At 72.0% G+C, this 18,794-nt stretch carries 16 protein-coding genes; 4 read left to right on the top strand and 12 right to left on the bottom strand.

Going from position 1 to position 18,794, the window contains the following annotated elements:
- Positions 1-75: 75 nt before the first annotated feature.
- Positions 76-1,482 (top strand): lipase maturation factor family protein, encoded by a 1,407-nt coding sequence (locus ACIBTU_RS17660; RefSeq protein WP_399127140.1) that lies wholly within the window; start codon positions 76-78, stop codon positions 1,480-1,482.
- On the opposite strand, the gene ACIBTU_RS17665 is transcribed toward ACIBTU_RS17660, so the two are convergent.
- The 8 genes from ACIBTU_RS17665 to ACIBTU_RS17700 form a co-directional block, all read right to left on the bottom strand.
- The gene (locus tag ACIBTU_RS17665; protein WP_399127141.1) at positions 1,443-2,318 is read right to left on the bottom strand and encodes an amidohydrolase family protein; all 876 of its coding nucleotides are present in this window, start codon (positions 2,316-2,318) and stop codon (positions 1,443-1,445) included. The two genes, ACIBTU_RS17660 and ACIBTU_RS17665, sit on opposite strands and share 40 nt — an antisense overlap.
- Positions 2,315-2,629, bottom strand: coding sequence for an L-rhamnose mutarotase (locus ACIBTU_RS17670; RefSeq protein ID WP_399127142.1), 315 nt, complete (start codon positions 2,627-2,629; stop codon positions 2,315-2,317). The genes ACIBTU_RS17665 and ACIBTU_RS17670 overlap by 4 nt, the downstream gene beginning before the upstream one ends.
- The gene (locus ACIBTU_RS17675) at positions 2,626-3,633 is read right to left on the bottom strand and encodes an aldo/keto reductase (RefSeq protein ID WP_399127143.1); all 1,008 of its coding nucleotides are present in this window, start codon (positions 3,631-3,633) and stop codon (positions 2,626-2,628) included. The genes ACIBTU_RS17670 and ACIBTU_RS17675 overlap by 4 nt, the downstream gene beginning before the upstream one ends.
- Before the next feature lie 11 nt (positions 3,634-3,644).
- Positions 3,645-4,415, bottom strand: a complete 771-nt coding sequence (locus ACIBTU_RS17680) for an SDR family NAD(P)-dependent oxidoreductase (protein ID WP_399127144.1) — start codon at positions 4,413-4,415, stop codon at positions 3,645-3,647.
- Positions 4,412-5,770, bottom strand: a complete 1,359-nt coding sequence (locus ACIBTU_RS17685; RefSeq protein WP_399127146.1) for an L-fuconate dehydratase — start codon at positions 5,768-5,770, stop codon at positions 4,412-4,414. The genes ACIBTU_RS17680 and ACIBTU_RS17685 overlap by 4 nt, the downstream gene beginning before the upstream one ends.
- A 27-nt stretch (positions 5,771-5,797) precedes the next feature.
- Complete coding sequence (locus ACIBTU_RS17690; RefSeq protein WP_399127147.1) at positions 5,798-6,844, bottom strand: ABC transporter permease; 1,047 nt, start codon at positions 6,842-6,844, stop codon at positions 5,798-5,800.
- Positions 6,845-7,026: 182 nt separating this feature from the next.
- Positions 7,027-8,535 (bottom strand): sugar ABC transporter ATP-binding protein, encoded by a 1,509-nt coding sequence (locus tag ACIBTU_RS17695; RefSeq protein WP_399127374.1) that lies wholly within the window; start codon positions 8,533-8,535, stop codon positions 7,027-7,029.
- Between the two features lie 8 nt (positions 8,536-8,543).
- A complete protein-coding gene (locus ACIBTU_RS17700) occupies positions 8,544-9,644 on the bottom strand; it encodes a sugar ABC transporter substrate-binding protein (protein ID WP_399127149.1) in 1,101 nt (366 codons plus the stop codon).
- Positions 9,645-9,875: 231 nt separating this feature from the next.
- On the opposite strand from ACIBTU_RS17700, the gene ACIBTU_RS17705 reads away from it, so the two are divergent.
- Entirely contained in the window at positions 9,876-10,580 is a 705-nt protein-coding gene (locus ACIBTU_RS17705; RefSeq protein WP_399127375.1) for a FadR/GntR family transcriptional regulator, read from the top strand.
- A 212-nt stretch (positions 10,581-10,792) separates the two neighbouring features.
- Here the strand turns inward: ACIBTU_RS17705 and ACIBTU_RS17710 are convergent, their stop codons facing one another.
- Positions 10,793-11,485, bottom strand: coding sequence for a TetR/AcrR family transcriptional regulator (locus tag ACIBTU_RS17710; RefSeq protein ID WP_399127150.1), 693 nt, complete (start codon positions 11,483-11,485; stop codon positions 10,793-10,795).
- A gap of 138 nt (positions 11,486-11,623) precedes the next feature.
- Here ACIBTU_RS17710 and ACIBTU_RS17715 point away from each other — a divergent pair, with 138 nt between their 5' ends.
- Both ACIBTU_RS17715 and ACIBTU_RS17720 read left to right on the top strand, forming a co-directional pair.
- Positions 11,624-13,147: an APC family permease gene (locus ACIBTU_RS17715; RefSeq protein ID WP_399127151.1), complete on the top strand. Its 1,524-nt coding sequence runs from the start codon at positions 11,624-11,626 to the stop codon at positions 13,145-13,147.
- Positions 13,148-13,176: 29 nt separating this feature from the next.
- The gene (locus ACIBTU_RS17720) at positions 13,177-14,823 is read left to right on the top strand and encodes an amidohydrolase (protein WP_399127152.1); all 1,647 of its coding nucleotides are present in this window, start codon (positions 13,177-13,179) and stop codon (positions 14,821-14,823) included.
- Between the two features lie 40 nt (positions 14,824-14,863).
- Here ACIBTU_RS17720 and ACIBTU_RS17725 read toward each other — a convergent pair whose 3' ends face one another.
- The 3 genes from ACIBTU_RS17725 to ACIBTU_RS17735 form a co-directional block, all read right to left on the bottom strand.
- Positions 14,864-16,429 carry an alpha-L-fucosidase gene (locus ACIBTU_RS17725; protein WP_399127153.1) on the bottom strand — a complete coding sequence of 522 codons (1,566 nt, stop codon included), beginning with the start codon at positions 16,427-16,429 and terminating at the stop codon, positions 14,864-14,866.
- 36 nt (positions 16,430-16,465) lie between these two features.
- Positions 16,466-18,358: a family 20 glycosylhydrolase gene (locus ACIBTU_RS17730; RefSeq protein ID WP_399127154.1), complete on the bottom strand. Its 1,893-nt coding sequence runs from the start codon at positions 18,356-18,358 to the stop codon at positions 16,466-16,468.
- 208 nt (positions 18,359-18,566) lie between these two features.
- Positions 18,567-18,740, bottom strand: coding sequence for a hypothetical protein (locus ACIBTU_RS17735; RefSeq protein WP_188335693.1), 174 nt, complete (start codon positions 18,738-18,740; stop codon positions 18,567-18,569).
- Positions 18,741-18,794 lie beyond the last annotated feature (54 nt).

The raw sequence follows: 18,794 nt of genomic DNA on the forward strand, positions 1-18,794 counted from the left end.
CCGCTCCAGTCGGGCGCAGGCCGCGCGGGCCCGCAAGTCGTGCCGGGGCGGCCGGGCGGGGCTCACACTGGAGGGGTGGACTGGTTCGGCGCCTCGGACTACTGGCTCGCCCGGCTGGTGTTCCAGCGGGGTCTGGCGGCGGTGTACCTCGTCGCGTTCGCCGGGGCCGCCCTGCAGTTCCGGGCGCTGATCGGGGAGCGCGGGATGACGCCCGTACCGAGGTATCTGGAGCGGGTGCCGTGGCGGGCGGCGCCGACACTGTTCCGGCTGCGCTACTCGGACCGGTTCTTCGCGGGGTGCGCCTGGGCCGGGGCCGCGCTGTCGGCGGCGCTGCTCGCCGGCGTGGACCAGCTCGTGCCGCTGTGGGCGACGCTGCCGCTGTGGCTGGCGCCCTGGGCGCTGTATCTGTCGATCGTGAACGTGGGGCAGACCTGGTACGGCTTCGGCTGGGAGACGCTGCTCCTGGAGACCGGGTTCCTCGCGGTGTTCCTGGGCAACGACGAGGTGGCGCCGCCGGTCCTCGTGCTGTTCCTGCTGCGCTGGCTGCTGTTCCGCCTCGAGTTCGGCGCGGGTCTGATCAAGCTGCGCGGGGACGCCTGCTGGCGGAAGCTGACCTGTCTGTACTTCCATCAAGAGACGCAGCCGATGCCGGGCCCGCTGAGCTGGTTCTTCCATCATCTGCCGCGCCCGCTGCACCGCGTGGAGGTCGCGGCGAACCATGTCACGCAGCTGGCCGTCCCGTTCCTCCTCTTCACTCCGCAGCCGGTCGCGACGGTGGCCGCCTCCGTGATGATCGTGACGCAGCTGTGGCTGGTGCTGTCCGGGAACTTCGCCTGGCTGAACTGGATGGCGATCGTGCTCGCCGCGTCCGCCCTCGACCTCTCCCCGCTGCACACCCCGCCCGCGCTGCCCGCCGCGCCGCTCTGGTACGAGATCCTCGTCCTCGCGCTCACCGCGCTGGTCGCCGTCCTGAGCGTGCGCCCGGTCCGCAATCTGCTGTCCCGGCACCAGAGCATGAACCGCTCCTACGACGTGCTGCACCTGGTGAACACGTACGGCGCGTTCGGCAGCGTGGGCCGGGTCCGGCAGGAGATCGTCCTCGAGGGGACGGCGGACGCCGGGCCGCGCCCGGACGCCGAGTGGCGGGCCTACGAGTTCCACGGCAAGCCCGGCGATCCGCGCCGGCTCCCCCGCCAGTTCGCCCCGTACCATCTGCGGCTCGACTGGCTGATGTGGTTCGCCGCGCTGTCCCCCGCGTACGCCCGGCCGTGGTTCGGGCCGCTGGTGGAGCGGCTCCTGGACAACGACCGGGACACGCTGCGGCTGCTGCGCCACAACCCGTTCCCCGAGAGCCCGCCCGCGTACGTCCGGGCCCGTGTGTTCCGCTACCGGTACACGACGTGGCGGGAGCTGCGGGAGACGGGCGCCTGGTGGGAGCGGACCTACGTGCGCGAGTTCCTGCCCCCGACCCGGCTGAGGTAGACCCGGCGCGCCGTCCCGGCGAACACGTCCGCGTCCGGTCCGCCCACCAACTCCTGTGCCACTTCGACCACTTGGGCGTACGACGCGGCGAGCGTGCACACGGGCCAGTCGGAGCCGAACATCACGCGCTCGGGGCCGAAGGCGTCCAGCACGGTGTCCGCGTACGGGCGCAGGCCGGAGACACTCCAGTGCTTCCAGTCGGCTTCGGTGACGAGGCCGGAGAGTTTGCAGACCGTGTTCGGCAGGGCCGCGAGCGCGCGCACGTCGGAGGCCCACGGCTCCAACTCGCCCGTGGAAACCGGCGGTTTGCCCGCGTGGTCGAGGACGAACGTGAGCTCGGGGTGCCGGGCGGCGGCCCGGACACAGGCGGGCAACTGGTGCGGGAGCACGACGAGGTCGTACACGAGGCCGGCCGCGGTGAGCGCCTTCAGACCCCCGGCCACATCGTCCCGGAGCAGCCATTCCGGATCCGGCTCGCCCTGGACCTGGTGGCGGACGCCGACGAGGTGGCGTCCGCCGGGCAGCTCGCGCAGACGGTCCAGGGTGTCGGCCACGTCCGGGCGGGTCAGGTCCGCCCAGCCGACGACGGCGGCGACGAGCGGATCGCGCTCGGCGAGCGCGAGGAACTCGGGGGTCTCCTCGGCGACGGTCACGGTCTGCACGAGGACCGTGGCCTCGACACCGGCCGCGCGCGCCTGCGGAGCCAGGTCGGCCGTCGTGAAGTCCCGGCGGATCGGGGCGAGTTCGGGTCCGGTGATCCAGTCCTGGTCGCGGACGCCGAGATCCCAGACGTGGTGGTGGGCGTCGATGATCCCGAGGCCCTCGCCCGCGCTCACGGCAGCTCCCAGACGACGGGGAGTCCGGCGTCGGCGCCGTCGGCGGAGTAGTCGTGGACGACGTCGAGGAGTTCGGCCATGCGGGCCTGCCAGGCGATGTTCACGGGGAGCCGGTCCAGTTCGGCGAGCAGCCGCGCGTAGTCCTCGCACTCCAGGACGTGGAAGAGGTCGGTGCCGCTGCGCCAGATCGTCCACCGGGTGGCGCCGGCCGCGCGGATGGCGGCGGTGAGTTCGGCGGGGACCTCGCGGTGGGCCTGCTCGTACTCCTCTACGCGGTCGGCGCGGACCTTGGTGTGCAGGGCGACTCTCACGCGTGCTGCTCCTGTTCTGGGCTCGCTGCGGGGACGGGGATGCCCGCGCCGATCAGTCTCGCCTCCCGGGCCTCCTGCCAGAAGGCATCCGGCACCGGAGTCGCGAACTGCCGTGCCGCGTCCGTGACTTCGGCCGCCGACCGCGTGCCGACGAGGACGCCGGCGACGGCCGGGTGACCGAACGGGAAGGCGAGGGCGGCGGCGCGCAGAGTGGTGCCGTGCCGCTCGGCGAGCTCCTTCAGGCGCAGGGCGCGGTCGAGGGTGTCGGGCGGGGCGGCCGCGTAGTCGAAGGTGGCGCCCGGCTTCGGGTCGGCGAGCAGGCCCGAGTTGAAGACGCCGCCGACGACGACGGACACGCCGCGTTCTGTGGCGGCGGGCAGGAGGGCGGTGAGGGCGCGCTGGTCGAGGAGGCTGTAGCGGCCGGCGCACAGGACGACGTCGAGGTCGGTGTCGCGGACGAACCGGGCGAGCATCTCCGCCTGGTTCATTCCGGCGCCGATGGCCCCGACGACCCCTTCGGCGCGCAGCCGCTCCAGCTCCGGGTACGCCTCGGTGAAGGCCTGTTCGGCGTGGTCGTCGGGGTCGTGCAGGTACACGACGTCGACGCGGTCGAGGCCGAGCCGTTCGAGGCTGTCCTCCAGGGAGCGGCGGACCCCGGCGGCGCTGAAGTCCCAGACGCGGCGGTGCGTGGCGGGGACGGCGAAGCCGTGGTCGAGGTCGTCGCCGCCGCCTTCGTACGGGGTGAGCAGTCGGCCGACCTTGGTGGACAGGGTGTACGAGGAGCGGGGCCGGGTCCGCAGGGCGGCGCCGAGGCGGCGTTCGGACAGGCCGATGCCGTAGTGCGGGGCCGTGTCGTAGGCGCGGACGCCCGCGTCCCAGGCGGCGTCGACGGCGGCGCGGGCGGCGTCGTCGCCGACCGGGGTGTAGAGGTTGCCGATGCCGGCGGCGCCGAAGCCGAGTGCGGTGACGGGGACGCGGGAGCGGCCGAGGGTGCGGGTGCGCATCGCGGTCGCCGTCACTGTCCGGCGGGGCGCAGCCGCAGGCCCTGCATGCCGCCGTCGACGGCGAGGGAGGTGCCGGTGGTGGCGCCGGAGAGCGGGCTGGCCAGGTAGGCGACGGCGCCGGCGACCTCGTCGGCGGAGACGAGCCGGCCGGTGGGCTGGCGGGCTTCGAGGGCGGCGCGTTCGGCGGCCGGGTCGTCGGCCCTGTCGAGGAGGCGGCCGATCCAGGGGGTGTCGGCGGTGCCGGGGTTGACGCAGTTGACGCGGATGCCCTCGCGGACGTGGTCGGCGGCCATGGCGAGGGTGAGGGACTGCACGGCACCCTTGGACGCGGAGTAGAGGGCGCGCTGCGGAAGTCCTGCGGTGGCGGCGATGGAGCAGGTGTTGACGATCGCGGCGTTCCGCGAGGCGCGCAGGGCGGGGAGGGCGGCGCGGGTGACACGGACCATGCCGACGACGTTGACGTCGAGAACGCGGTGCCATTCGGCGTCGTCGTTGTCGGCGACGGTGCCCTGGGCGCCGATGCCCGCGTTGTTGACGAGGACGTCGAGTCCGCCGAGGGCCTCGACGGCGGCGGTCACGGCGGCGCGGACGGAGGCGTCGTCGGTGACGTCGGCGGTGTGGGCGCGCAGCGGTTTGTCGACGGTGGAGGTGTCGAGGTCGAGTACGGCCACGTCGGCGCCGCGCGCGGCGAGGAGTTCGGCGGTGGCGCGGCCGAGGCCGGAGGCGCCGCCGGTGACGAGGGCCTTGAGTCCGGCGAAGTCCTGGACGCTGCTGTCGCTCATGCTGCGGCTCCGTTCGGCTGGTGGGTGGCGGGCTGCCCGGCACGGTCCTTCACCCAGAACTCCCCGTCGGGGTAGGTGAATTCGGCGATGGACGCGGGGCGCATGGTGGCGGAGAAGCCGGGGGCGGTGGGGGCGGCGTAGTGGCCCCGGCGCATGACGACCGGGTCGAGGAAGTGGTCGTGGAGGTGGTCGACGTACTCGATGACGCGGTCCTCGGTCGTTCCCGACAGGGCGACGTAGTCGAACATCGAGAGGTGCTGGACGAGTTCGCACAATCCCACGCCGCCGGCGTGCGGGCAGACGGGGACGCCGAACTTGGCGGCGAGCAGCAGGATCGCGAGGTTCTCGTTGACCCCGCCGACGCGGGCGGCGTCGATCTGGAGGATGTCGATCGCGCCGGCCTGGAGGAGCTGCTTGAAGACGATGCGGTTCTGCACGTGTTCGCCGGTGGCGACCTTGACGGGGCCGACGGCGCGGCGGATCGCGGCGTGCCCGAGGACGTCGTCGGGGCTGGTGGGCTCCTCGACCCAGTAGGGGTCGAACTCGGCGAGGGCGCGGGTCCATTCGATCGCCTCGTCGACGTTCCACCGCTGGTTGGCGTCGACGGCCATGCGGATGTCGGGGCCGATGACGGCGCGGGCGGTGCGGCAGCGGCGGATGTCGTCGTCGAGGTCGGCGCCGACCTTCAGTTTGATCTGGGTGAATCCGTCGGCGACGGCCTGCCGGGCGAGCCGGGTGAGCTTCTCGTCGGAGTAGCCGAGCCAGCCGGGCGAGGTGGTGTAGCCGGGGTATCCGCGTTCGAGGAGCGTCTCGGTGCGCTCGGCGGAGCCCTCCCGTCCGCCCCGCAGCAGGTCGAGGGCCTCCTGCGGGGTGAGGGCGTCTGCGATGTAGCGGAAGTCGACCTGGGAGACGAGCCATTCGGGTTCGGCGTCGGCGAGCAGCCGCCACAGGGGTTTGGCGGCGCGCTTGGCGGCGAGGTCCCAGACGGCGTTGACGACGGCGCCGACCGCCATGTGCATCACGCCCTTCTCGGGTCCCAGCCAGCGCAGTTGGCTGTCGCCGATCAGGTCGCGGTTGAGGATGCCGGGGTCGGCGCACAGCTCGTCGAGCGGGCGGCCGATCACATGGTGGCGCAGGGCGCGGATCGCGGCGACCTGGACGTCGTTGCCGCGGCCGATGGTGAAGGTGAAGCCGTGTCCCTCGTGACCGTCGGCGGCGTCGGTGCGGAGCACGACGTAGGAGGCGGAGTAGTCGGGGTCGGGGTTCATCGCGTCGGAGCCGTCCAGTTCCCGTGAGGTGGGGAACCGGATGTCGTACGTGTCGACCGCGGTGACGCGCGGGGTGGTCGGGGTCACGGGCTGCCTTTCGGGCGGGGGCGGTGATCAGTCCTGGGCGCGGCCGGTGGTGACCCGGGCGATCATGAGGGCGAGCAGGATGATTCCGCCGTAGATGGCCTGGATCCAGAAGGACGGGACCTGGGCGAGGGTGAGCAGGTTCTGTACGACGCCGAGCAGGAGTACGCCGGTGAGCGCGCCGAACATGGTGCCCTTGCCGCCGTCGAGGCTGATGCCTCCGATGACCGCCGCGGCGAACACCGTGAAGATCATGTTGTTGCCCTGGTTGGCGCTGATGGCGCCGACGTAGCCGGTCTGCATGATGCCGCCGACGGAGGCGAGGACGCCGGCCACGACGAACACGCCGAGCATGACGCGTTCGACGCGGATGCCGGCGGCGCGGGCGGCGTCGGCGTTGCCGCCGATGGCGTACAGGGCGCGGCCTACGCGGTGGTACTTGAGGATCAGGCCGGCCACGCCGAAGGCGATCGCGGCGAGCCACACGGACATGGGGATGCGCAGGAACGTGGTCGTGGCGAGGGAGAAGAACGCGTCGGGCATCCCGAACAGCGTCTTTCCCTTGGTGGCGCCGACCAGCAGGCCGCGCAGGATGATCAGCATCGCGAGCGTCACGATGAACGCGTTGAGCTTCAGCTTGACGACGAGGATGCCGTTGAAGGCGCCGATGACCGCACCGACGACGAGGATCGAGAGCAGGGCGAGCGCGGCGGGGAACTCCGTTCCGAAGCCGGACTGGGCCACGGGGAGGACGAGGAGGGCGCCCACGGCCGGCGCGATGCCGACGACCGATTCGAGGGAGAGGTCGAACTTGCCGGTGATGAGGACGAGGGACTCGGCGAGGACGACCATCGCGAGGGCGGCGGAGGCGCCCAGGATCGAGATCAGGTTGCGTTCGGTGAGGAAGGAGTCGTTGAGGATCGCGCCCAGGACGAGGAGGAGGAGCAGGGCGGGTACGAGGGCGAGTTCCCGGGCGCGGCGGAGCAGCACGCTTTTTGCCGGGCCTGATCGGGGGTGGGCCTGGGATTTGGTGGGGGTTTGTTGGGTCGAGGCCGACGGGGCCTGTGTGTCAGCCATGGTGGGCTCCTGGGCGCGGATTCGCCGTAGGGGTGTGGGTTTGGTTGGCGGGTGCGGGTGCGTCGGGGCTGGTCGCGCAGTTCCCCGCGCCCCTGAAAGGCGCACTTCGTGCGCCGTCAGGGGCGTTGGTCGCGGCCCGCGACGGAGTCGCTGATCGATACGGCCCCACGCCCCTCGCGGGGCTACTCATGGTCGACGCCCTCGATCGAGGCGATCAGGGTCTGGTCGGTCCAGCCGGCTCGGTGTTCTGCTGTGACCTTGCCGTGGAAGAGGACCAGGACTCGGTCGCAGCGGCGGAGGTCGTCGAGTTCGTCGGAGACGACCAGGACGGCGGTGCCGTCGTCGCGGGCGTGGTCGACGCGGCGCAGCAGTGACTCCTTGGACTTCACGTCGACGCCGGCCGTGGGGTTGATGAGGACGAGGAGGTGCGGGTCGGAGGCGAGGGCGCGGGCCATCACGACTTTCTGGGCGTTGCCGCCGGAGAGGTCGGAGACGGGCTGCTCGGGGCCCTCGGCGTGGATGTCGAGGCGTTCGATGAGGTCACGGGCGACGGAGCGCTTGCGGTCCGTGCCCACGAACCCGTACCGGCCGAGCCGCCCGAGGACGGACATCGTGGCGTTGTCGCCGATGGACATCCCGGTGACGAGGCCCTGGTCGTGGCGGTCGCGGGGCACGCAGCCGACGCCGGCGGCGAGGGCGGCCGACACGTCCCCGAAGGGCAGCGGCGCGCCGTCGATCCGGGCCGTGCCGGAGGCCGGGGTGTGCAGTCCGGCCAGCGACTCGGCGAGCGCGATCTTGCCGCTGCCGCTGGACCCGGCGAGTCCGACGACCTCGCCGCGCCGCACGGTGAGGTCTACGTCCCGGTACGTGTCCGAGGTCAGGCCGCGCACGTCGAGGACGACCGGCGCGTCCACGCCGTCCTGCTCGACGACGGCCTCCGCCGCGGCGGCCGCCTGCTCGGCGATCGCCTCCCCCGCCATCGCCTCGACCAGTGCGGGGCGCGGCAGTTCGGCGACCGGCGCGGTGGTGATCCAGCGGGCGTCGCGCAGCACGGTGACGGTCTGGCAGACCTCGTAGACCTCCTGGAGGTGGTGCGAGATGAAGAGGAAGGTGACGCCGGAGTCCTGCAGGGCCCGCATGCGGGCGAAGAGGCGCTCGATCTCGCGGTTGTCGAGCTGGGCGGTCGGCTCGTCGAGGACGATGAAGCGGGCGCCACCGCTGAGGGCGCGGGCGATCTCGACCATCTGACGGTCCTCGACCTTGAGGTCCGCGGTGCGGGCGCCCGGGTCGACGTGGATGTCCCAGGTGTCGAGCAGCCGGGCGGCCTCGGCTTGCAGCTTCTTCCAGCTGAAGAAGCCGCGGCGGGCCCCGGGCTGCCGGTTGATGAACAGGTTCTCGGCGACGGTGAGTTCGGGGACGACGGTGGGCTTCTGGTAGACGCAGGCCACCTTGGCGCGCCAGGCCTCACGGTCGCCGAGGGGCGGCGCGGGTTCCCCGTCGAACAACACGGTTCCCGCGTCCGGCTCCTGAAGGCCCGTCAGGACGGTGACGAGGGTGGACTTGCCCGCGCCGTTGCGGCCGACGAGCGCGTGGGACTCGCCCGCGCGCACGGTGAGGCGGCCGTCGGCGAGGGCGACCGTGGGCCCGTACCGCTTGGCGATCCCCCGCGCCTCGACCAGCGGGGTGCTCACGTCGGCGCTCACTTGACCGTGTTTCCCCACAGCTTCGGGTCGTCGACGTTGTCCTTCGTGACGAGCGGCGCGGGCAGCTGGTCCTCGAGGATGCCGCTGGGCAGCTTGACGATCTCCGAGTCGTGGTCGGTCGGGCCGGGCTTGAACGTCTTCCCCTGCATCGCCGCCTTGATGTAGTACATGCCGTACTTGGCGTAGGCGTCGGCGGGCTGGGAGACGGTGGCGTCGATCTGGCCCTTGCGGATCGCGTCGAACTCCTGCGGGATGCCGTCGTTCGAGACGATCGCGATGTGGCCCTTCTCGCCGGCCTTCTTCAGCATGCCCTTGGACTTGAGGGTCTGGAGGGTGGGGGCGAGGTAGACGCCGCCCGCCTGCATGTAGATGCCCTTGATGTCGGGGTTGGCGTTGAGGAGGGTGTCGAGCTTCGAGGCCGCCGCGTCCGACTCCCACTTGGCGGGGATCTCCAGGACCTTCAGCTTCGGGAACTTCTGCTTCACGCAGGTGCGGAACGCCTCGGAGCGCTCGCGGCCGTTGACCGAGGCCAGGTCACCCATGATCTGCACGACCTTGCCGGACTTGACCTGGCCGCCGAGGTACTCGCAGGCCTTCTCGCCGTACGCGACGTTGTTCGCGCGCACGACCATGGCGACCTTGCCCTTCTCGGGCGCGACGTCCACGGCGACGACGGGGACGCCCTTGCGTTCGGCCTGGTCGAGGCCCGCGGCGATGGCGGCGCTGTCGAGCGGGGCGACGACGAGGCCCTTGACGCCCTGGTTGAGCTGGTTGTTGATGTCGGTGATCTGCTGCGAGGGGTCGCTGTTGGAGTTGACGGTCTTGAGCGCGTCGACGCCTTCGGACTTCGCCATCTTCGGCACGTAGTCGTTGTACGACTGCCAGAACGGCGAGGTCAGCAGGGGCAGGATGACGCCGACCTTGCCCTTGCCGTCGCCCGCACCCCCGCCCCCCGCGCCGGCCGCGTCGTCCTTGGTGCTGCCGCAGGCGCTGAGGGCGAGTGCGGCGGCACCGAGGAGGGCCGCCGCGCGCAGGGTCCGTCGCCGTGCGGCCGCCCCGCCCTTCGAACCGTACGTGCGCTTCATGGTGCCAGTCATCGGACCGCTCCTCGGCTCCGGAAGTCATGGGGTGCGACCGAGTCCTGCCCGTTCCGACTGTGGCCGCGCCGGAATATTTATCAGACCACTTGGTCCGACCAACACCCCGTGGAGCCAAGTTTTCTCGGGTTTTACGCCTCCGAGACCTCAGATAGGTCCGACCATCCCCGTAGTGGTCGGACCACCTTGGTGGTTAGACTGCGCCGCATCCAGCAGCGGGAGGACGTCATCGTGGAGCAGACCGCGCCCCGGAAGGGCACCGTCACGGAGCGCGCGATCGAGCAGCTCAAGGCGATGATCGGCAGCGGCAGCCTGGAACCGGGGCAACGACTGCCCACGGAACGGGACCTGGCCGCGCAGCTCGGCATCTCCCGCTCCTCGATGCGGGAGGCGATCCGGGCGCTGACCGTGCTCGGCGTCCTGGAGGCCCGGCACGGATCCGGTATCTACGTCACGCAGTTGGAGGCCGGCGACCTGCTGGAGACCTTCGGGGTCGTCGCCGATCTGTCGCGCGGGCCGCAGCTCGTGGAGCTCCTCGAGGTGCGCCGCATCCTGGAGTCGACGGCGACGGCGCTCGCCGCCGCGCGGATCAGCCGGGCGCAGCTCGCCGAGGTGGAGGAGCACCTGGCGGCGATGGACGCCACGGACGACCCGGAGGAGATCCTCTCCCACGACCTCGCCTTCCACCGGGCGATCGTGGCCGCCGCCGGGAACGAGACGATGGCGGCGATCCTGGAGGGGCTGTCGTCGCGGACGTTCCGGGCGCGGGTGTGGCGGGGGTACCAGGAGGAGGGCGCGTTCGAACGCACCCGGCGCGAGCACGCCCGCATCCACGCGGCGCTGGCCGCGCATGACCCTGAGGCGGCGCGGGCCGCTGCGGCGGCGCATGTGGGCGAGGTCGAGGCGTGGCTGCGCGCGCAGCTGCCGCGGGACTGATCGCCGTAACTCCGCCCGTTTCGTCTCGGAGCGCGCCCCGGTGGGGCTCCTCGCGCAGTTCCCCGCGCCCCTGAGATGCGCACTTCGTGCGCGATCTCATCGGGCGCTTGCGCGTCGGGGAAATGCGACCCGAAGGGTCTGCATTTCAGGGGCGCGGGGAACTGCGCGAGAAGCCCCACCGGCCGGCACCCGGCGACGAGACCGAAGGCCCGCTACCGCGCGGCAGCGCCCAGCGCTCCGATCAGCAGATCCAGCGCCCCCTCGAACGAGCTCCCCGCCATCTGCGACAGATGCGGCCGCACCGCAGCGATGTGCGGATGCTCCCCCTCGGGCAGCCCCGCGTAGACAACCCCCCAGGCAAGATCGTCCGCCCCCCGCCGCTCGTCCGGCAGCGCCATGTACGCCGCGTCGAGCGCCGCATGGCCCAGCACCGTGTCGACGAACACGGAGTACCACCGCACGGCGTCCGCGGGCGCGAACCCCGCCCGCAGCAGCAGCCCGATCCCCGTGTCGACGGCCCGGAACTCATGGGCCCGCCGGGTCACACGGAACGCGGCGAGCGCCGCGACCCGCGGATGCGCCCGGTACCCGCGGTGGATCCGCATCCCCATCTCGTGCAGCCCCGCGCGCCAGTCCATCGCGTCCGGCTCGAAGCCCTCCATCGCTCCGCCGATGATCCGGTCGGCGACGGCGAGCAGCAGGTCGTCGGTGTTGTGGAAGTACCGGTACAGGGCGCTCGGGTCGCAGCCGAGGGCCGCGCCGAGCCGGCGCACGCTGAGCGCGTCGGCGCCGTGCTGCCCGACGAGGCGCAGCGCGCAGTCCACGATCACGTCCTCCGACAGCAGCACCCCCGTCTTCGTGGGCCTGCGCCGCTTCCGCTCCTGCGGAACCCGTCCCTCCGTCACCGTGCACACCCCTTCAGTCACCGCCCGGCCACCCCCGGGCCCCCTTATGTCAACACCATTGACGCAATGCTGACAAGGCTGTTTGATCGCAGCCTCCCCCACAGCTCACACCCCCCTGGCCTCTTCAGGAGTGCGTCCATGAGAAGTGAACCACCAGGTCTGCGCCGTTCCCTCGGTGTGGTCGACGGCATCGCCGTCGCCGCCTCCAGCACCGCCGCGACCACCAGTATCGGCATCGGCATGGGCTCGCTCGCGATGACCGTGGGGCTCCAGGCCCCGGCGATCCTGCTCGTCGCGTTCGTCCCGATCCTCGGCATCGCGATGGCGTACGCCCGGCTGAACCGGCACGAGCAGAACATGGGCAGCGGCTACGTCTGGGTCGGCCGCTCGCTCGGCCCCTGGCTGGGCTTCCTGACCGGCTGGGTGACCCTGCTCGGCACCCTGATCTTCATGGCGTACACGACCGCGGTGACCGGCTCGGTGTTCCTCCAGTTCGCGAACAAGGCCGGCCTGCACACGCTGCTCGGCCTCCGTCTCGACCCGAACTCGACCGCCCTGGCGACCGTCGTCGGCCTGTTGATCCTGGTCGCCGTCACGGTCACCGCGATCACCGGCGTCCGCAAGGCGACCCGCCTGCAGACCTGGCTGCTCGTCTTCGAGTACGCGGTCCTCATCGGGTTCTGCGGCTGGTCCCTGGTGACCGGCACGCACGACTTCTCCTGGACGTGGCTGAACCCCTTCGCGATCCACAGCGGCACCGCGTTCGCGCAGGGCCTGGTGCTCGCCGTGTTCTTCTTCTGGGGCTGGGACGCCGCGTTCAGCGTCACCGAGGAGACCAAGGACGTGCGCGACGCGGGCCGCGGCGGCTTCATCGCGCTGTTCACGATGCTCGCCCTGTTCCTCTACGGGTCCGTGGCCTTCCAGCGCGAGATGTCGCTGTCCGAGCTGGTCGAGCAGGGCCCGCAGGCGCTCACGTACCTCGGGGCGAAGCTGGCCGACGAGCCGCTGGCGAGCCTGCCGCTGCTGGCACTGCTGTTCTCCGCGGTGGCCTCGCTCCAGTCCAGCGTGATCCCGACGGCGCGCGGCATGCTCGCGATGGGCCGGGACCGCACGATGGGCCGGGCCTGGACGAAGATCAGCCCGAAGTACGGCTCCCCCGCCCTCGGCACCGTCCTCGTCACGTCGATCGCGGCGGCCATCGCCCTGCTCGCCCTCGCGATCCCCAAGCTCAACGAGATGATCCTCGCGGCCGTGAACTCGATCGGCCTGGTCGTCGCCCTCTACTACGGCCTCACCGCGCTGGCCTGCGCCGTCCGCTTCCGCGGCCTGCTGCGCACCGACCGGGGCGAGGCGCTGCGCGCCGTGGTCGCGCCCGGTCTGAGCGGTGTCGCGCTGCTGGTCATCGGGATCTACCTGGGCCGGGACTACGCGACGATGAGCGACCACTTCGAACTCTCGCCGGACAACGGCTGGTTCATGCTGTCGGTCCCCGGCGCGATCATCGTCTCGGGCCTCGTGATGGCGGCCTTCGCCAAGTACCGCCGCCGCTCGCCCTACTTCGTCACCGGCCGCGGCACCGACGCCGACGCGGTCGAACTGTCCACACCTGAGGACACGCCCGAGCCCGCGCCCGAGAACACCTCCGAGAACGTCGTCCGCTGAACACCCCACCCCGTACAAGGAGTTGCCCCATGACCGGCACCGCACCCGCCGATCTCGTCTTCACCGGCGGTCCCGTCCACACCGGTTCCCCCGCCCGCTCGCGGGCCCGCAGTGTGGCCGTGCGCGGCGAGCGGATCGTCGCCGTAGGACATGACGAGGTGCGGGAGCTGATCGGCCCGCGCACCGAGGTCGTCGACCTGGGCGGGAAGCTGCTGATCCCCGGGTTCCAGGACGCGCACATCCATCCCGTGGGCGGCGGCATCGAGATGGGCCAGTGCGATCTGAGCCACGCGGAGACCCTGCCGGAGTACCGGGACCTGATCGCGGCGTACGCCTCCGCGCACCCGGACGAGGAGTGGATCACCGGCGGCGGCTGGTCCATGGAGGCCTTCCCCGGCGGCCTGCCGACGGCCGCCGAGCTGGACGCCCTGGTGCCCGACCGGCCCGCGTACCTCGTCAACCGCGACCACCACGGCGCCTGGGTCAACTCGGCGGCGCTGCGCCTGGCCGGCATCGACCGGCACACGCCCGACCCGGCCGACGGGCGGATCGAGCGGGACGCGGACGGCGAGCCGACCGGCATGCTCCAGGAGGGCGCGGCGAACCTGGTGGGCAAGCTGCTGCCCGCGGTAACCCGCGAGGAGCGGATCGCCGGGCTGCTGCGCGCGCAGGAGCTGCTGCACTCGCTCGGCGTCACGGCCTGGCAGGACGCGCTGCTCGGCTCGCACGCCAATCTCAACGACCCGACGGACGCCTATCTGGCCTGCGCGGACGACGGCCGCCTCACCGCCCGCGTGGTCGGCGCCCTGTGGTGGGACCGGGCGCGGGGCACCGAGCAGATCGAGGAGCTGATCGCACGCCGCGAGGCGGGCACCCGGGGCCGGCTGCGCTCCACGAGCGTGAAGATCATGCAGGACGGGGTCGCGGAGAACGGCACGGCCGCACTGCTCGGCCCGTACCTGGACAACTGCGGCTGCCAGAGCGACAACAGCGGCATCAGCTTCGTGCCGCCGGAGGACCTCAAGAAGTACGTGACCGAGCTGGACGCGCACGGGTTCCAGGTGCACTTCCACGCGCTCGGCGACCGTGCGGTGCGCGAGGCGCTCGACGCCGTGGAGGCCGCCCGCAAGGCCAACGGCTGGACGGACCACCGGCCGCACCTGGCGCATCTGCAAGTGGTGCACCCGGACGACATCGGCCGCTTCCGCGCGCTCGGCGCGACCGCGAACATGCAGCCGCTGTGGGCGGCGCACGAGCCGCAGATGGACGAGCTGACGATCCCGTTCCTCGGCGCGGAGCGGGCCGGGTGGCAGTACCCGTTCGGCGACCTGCTGCGGGCGGGCGCGACGCTCGCCGCGGGCAGCGACTGGCCGGTGAGCAGCCCGGACCCGCTGGAGGGCATCCACGTGGCGGTGAACCGGATGGTGCCGGAGGCTCCCGAGGGCACCCCGGTGTTCCTGCCGGAGCAGCGCCTCTCGCTGCAGGACGCGCTCACCGCGTACACGGCGGGCAGCGCGTACGTGAACGGGCTCGACGCCGAGACCGGCACGATCGCGCCCGGGTACCTGGCCGATCTGGTGGTCCTGGACCGGGACCCGTTCGCGGGCCCGGCCGAGGAGATCGCCACGACGCGGGTGGAGCGGACGTACGTCGGGGGTCGGCGCGTGTTCGGCTAAGAACGCCGGGGCGCGGGCCGGCCCCCGTGCGGTCGTGCGGTCAGATCCGCGACTTGTGCAGTTCGAACCGTGCGAGGTGGACGTCGGCCCGCGCCTGGGTGATCCGCAGCCGGAAGCGGCGGGCCGTGACCGGTGCGGTGAGCGCGAGGATGCGGGCGGCGCCGACGGTGCCCGCGCCGGTGACGGCGGTCCAGCCGCCGTCACCCTCGGCCTCGACGACGAAGCTCTCGATCTGCTGGCCGTGCCGGATGTCCTCCGCGAGCCGGATCCGGTCCACGGCGGTCGGGCGGCCGAGGTCGACGGTGCGGGTGCCCGCGTCGTCGACGGTGACCTTCGCGTCCCGCGCGAGGTCGCCCGGCAGCTCGCGGTCGGTGCGCTCGCGGAACTCCCTGAGCCGGGTGACGTCGGCGGCCGGGAGCAGGCCGTTCGTGTCCGGCGGCACGTTGAGCAGCAGCACGGCGCCGCGGCCCACCGAGCGGAACCAGATGTCGGTGAGCTGCGCGACCGACTTGGGCTGCTGGTCGGCGTGGTAGAACCAGCCGGGCCGGATCGACACGTCGCACTCGGCGGGCCACCACTGGAGACAGGCGGCCTTGGTGCGGGCCTCCAGGAGCGCGTCGCGGCTTCCGTCGTCCGGCGCGTCGTAGCGCAGCGCGTAGTCGTACTTGCCGTTGCCGGTGTCCTTGACCGGGATGACGCTCCACTCGTTCTCGCGGGCCAGTCCGCCCTCGTTGCCGACCCAGCGGACGTCGGGCCCGGACACGGCGATCGAGGCGTCCGGGGCGAGTGCGCGGATCAGCGCGTACCAGCTGTCCCAGTCGTACTTCTCGACCTTGTCCGGCGGGATCCGGCCCTGCGATCCGTCGAACCAGACCTCGTCGACGGGCCCGTACTCGGTGAGCACCTCGTAGAGCTGGTTGAGCATGTGGGCGCCGTAGTCGGTGGCGTCGAGCTCGTAGGTGGGCAGGTCGCGTCCGGCGCGGTCGTCGCCGTCGACGAGCGCGGGGATCGTGCGGGTGGAGCGGGCGCTGCCGTTGGCGTAGACGCCGTCGAGGTACTGGTTCTCGTCGGCGGGCGAGACGTAGACGCCGACCTTGATGCCGTGGCGGCGCATGGACGCGGCGAAGTCGCGCAGGACGTCGCCCTCGCCGCCGCGCCAGCTGCTGGAGCGGACGCTGTGGCCCGTGTACCGGGACGGGTAGAGGACGAAGCCGTCGTGGTGCTTGACGGTGAGGATGGCGAGCTTGAAGCCGCCGTCGGCGAGGGCGCGGGCCCACTGGTCGGTGTCGAGTCCGGTGGGCTGGAAGATCTCCGGGTCCTCGTCGCCGATGCCCCATTCGAGGCCGGTGAAGGTGTTGACGCCGAAGTGCAGGAACGCGGTCTTCTCCAGGCCCTGCCAGGCGATCTGGCGGGCTGTGGGCCGCACCTGGGACGCCTTGGCGACGAGTTCGTCGAGGGTGTCGTCGGGGCTCACGGGGATCCGGTAGTGGGGTTCGGCGGCGCCGCGCGGGGTCGCCGCGGAGGCGACGGACGCGGGCAGGCCGGTCGTGGCGACGGCGGCGGTGGCCGTCGCGGCGAACAGGAGGTGCCGTCTGCTGAGTGCCATGCGGGGTGGGTCCCTTTCGTTGCGGCCTGGATCCGCTCAGCCCTGGGTGAGGGTCCAGGTCGTGGGGGTCTCCTGGTCCGGCGGGTACTGCACGAGGCGGCCGTCGGGGCCGGCGTCGAGCGTCATGCGGGTGATGGCGTTGGTGAGCGTGAGGCCGCCCGGTGCGCGGGTGAGCTGCCAGCGCTGGAGGGTGTTCCGCGGGTCGCAGGTCTCCCAGGTGGCGGCGGAGCCCGGCTGCAGCGGCACGTTGAGCGTGAGCTTGCCGCTGCGGGTCTCCAGACAGGCCCCGGACGTGGTGTCGGTGAGGGTGGCGTAGCCGTCGGCGGTGCGGGTGACGCGGACCGTGCGGGCGGCGGTGCGTCCGCTGCGGTCGGCGAGCGTGTACGTGCCGTCGGCGACGGGGACGCGGGTCAGGTCGCGCACGCCGGGCGCGGCGCCGACCGCGGCGGCGCGGGCGGTGAAGGCGTCGTAGTCGGTGTCGGGGTGGGCGGCGCCCCAGGTGACCTGGGCGATGTGGGCGAGGGCCGGGGCCGCGGCCTTGGCGACCTCGTTCTCGGTCTCGCCGCGGCCGTTGTCGGGCCAGAGGCTGATCTTGGCTCCGGTGATCCCCTTGGCGGAGGTCAGCTTCTCGCCCTCGAAGCTGCGCGGGTCCCACTGCTCGTCGTAGAGCTTGCGGGTGTTGGTGTGGAAGCCGCCGCGCACGAGGTAGAGCGAGTAGGCGGCGTTCATCACCGGATACCCCTGGGCGATGAGGGTGCTGGGCTTGACCTTGACGTTCAGCCAGTGCTCGACGGTGGTGCCGGGCGTGACGGGCACGGTGTTGGCGCCGGTCAGGCCGTCGTTCCAGATGCGCAGGGCCTTGCCCTTGCTCCGCGCGTAGGCCTCGACGCGGTTGACGAAGTCGATGAACGCGTCCTGGGGCGTGGCGCCCGGGCCGTACTTCTCGCGCGCGTACTCCAGGACGTGCGGGTACTTGGCGAAGTCGGAGCCGAGCATGTACTCGTCGGCGCCCATGTGCCACCAGCGGGCGGGGAAGACGTCCGCGTACTCGTCGACGAGGCTCTTGTAGTAGGCGAAGGCCTCGGGCTTGGTGATGTCGAGGCGGGAGGGCTGGGCCTTACCGTCGGTGTCGACGAGCTGGAGGTCGGGGCGGTTCTCGATCCACGGGTCCATGTGCCCGGGTGAGTTGATCTCGGGGACGATCGTGACGTGGTACTTCTCGCCGAGCGCGACGAGCCGGCGGATCTCGTCCTTGGTGTAGTAGCCCCAGGTGTTCGCCTCGGGGTGCTTCTCGCTCTTGACCTTGATCTCGAGGAGCAGCTGGTTGAGCTTGCGGTACGCCATGTCGCGGACGAGGTTCTCCAGCCAGTCGGTGGAGATGTGCACGTAGCAGGCGCAGACGCCGACGCCGCGCTCCTCGTAACGGGGCAGGTCGACGGTCCGCCCGGCCGGGATCCTGTCGCCCCGGGCGAGGAGCTGGAGGAGGGTGCGGGTGCCGTAGAACGCGCCGGTCTCGGCGGCGCCGGTGATCTCCAGGCGCTGCCCGGCCCGCAGCTCGTAGCCCTCGGCGCCGAGCCGTTCCTGGCCGGGGGCCACGTCGACGACGATGTCACCGGCCCTCGCGGGGCCGTCGGTGACGGGCACGGTGCCGTGGCCGGACGCGCGCAGGTCGCCGGCGAGAGTGCGGGCCACGCGCCGGGACGCGGTGTCGTCGGCGACGAGCCTGGTCCGGTCGCCGAAGGTGTAGGTGCCCTGCTCGGCGGTCCAGTCGGAGAGGGCCGGGAGGGTCTGCGGGGCGGCTTCCTCGGCACGCGGTGCGGCGTGGGCGGCGGTGACGGGGAGCGCCGCGACGAGGAGGGCCAGGGCGGCGCCGACGATGCGCGGTCCCCGACGCCCCGCGGGCGGTTTCGTACGCGACTCGGTCAACATGAGATCCGAGGATTCCCGCACCCCGGATCATCGGTCCATGGACATCCCCGGTGAATACTTGGACATCCTGGCACGGCCGCCGGGGACACATCGGATGTTCGGCGCGTCTCGGCGCGCGAGTCGCACGGCCCCGGACACACGTCGGCCCGCGCCTCCGGTCAGGGAGGCGCGGACGGCGATTCACTTCTCTCGAGCCGTGGCGTCGGACTCAGTCGACGCTGGGCAGGATGTGCGGCTCGGCGAGATCCTCCTCGTAGCCCGCGAGTCGGATCGGGGCCGACCGGGCCCAGACCTCGAGGCTGCCGAGGCGTTCCGGCCGTCGGCCGGCCCGGTCCGCTCGATCCTTCGGGCGTTGCTCTCGCGTCGTCTTCTCTGGTGTCACCGCGCACTCCTTGTGTGTCGGGGTAACCCTTACCGGCATGACCGGCCCAGCTTC

Source organism: Streptomyces sp. NPDC050145, from assembly GCF_044460245.1.
Classification (GTDB): Bacteria; Actinomycetota; Actinomycetes; order Streptomycetales; family Streptomycetaceae; genus Streptomyces.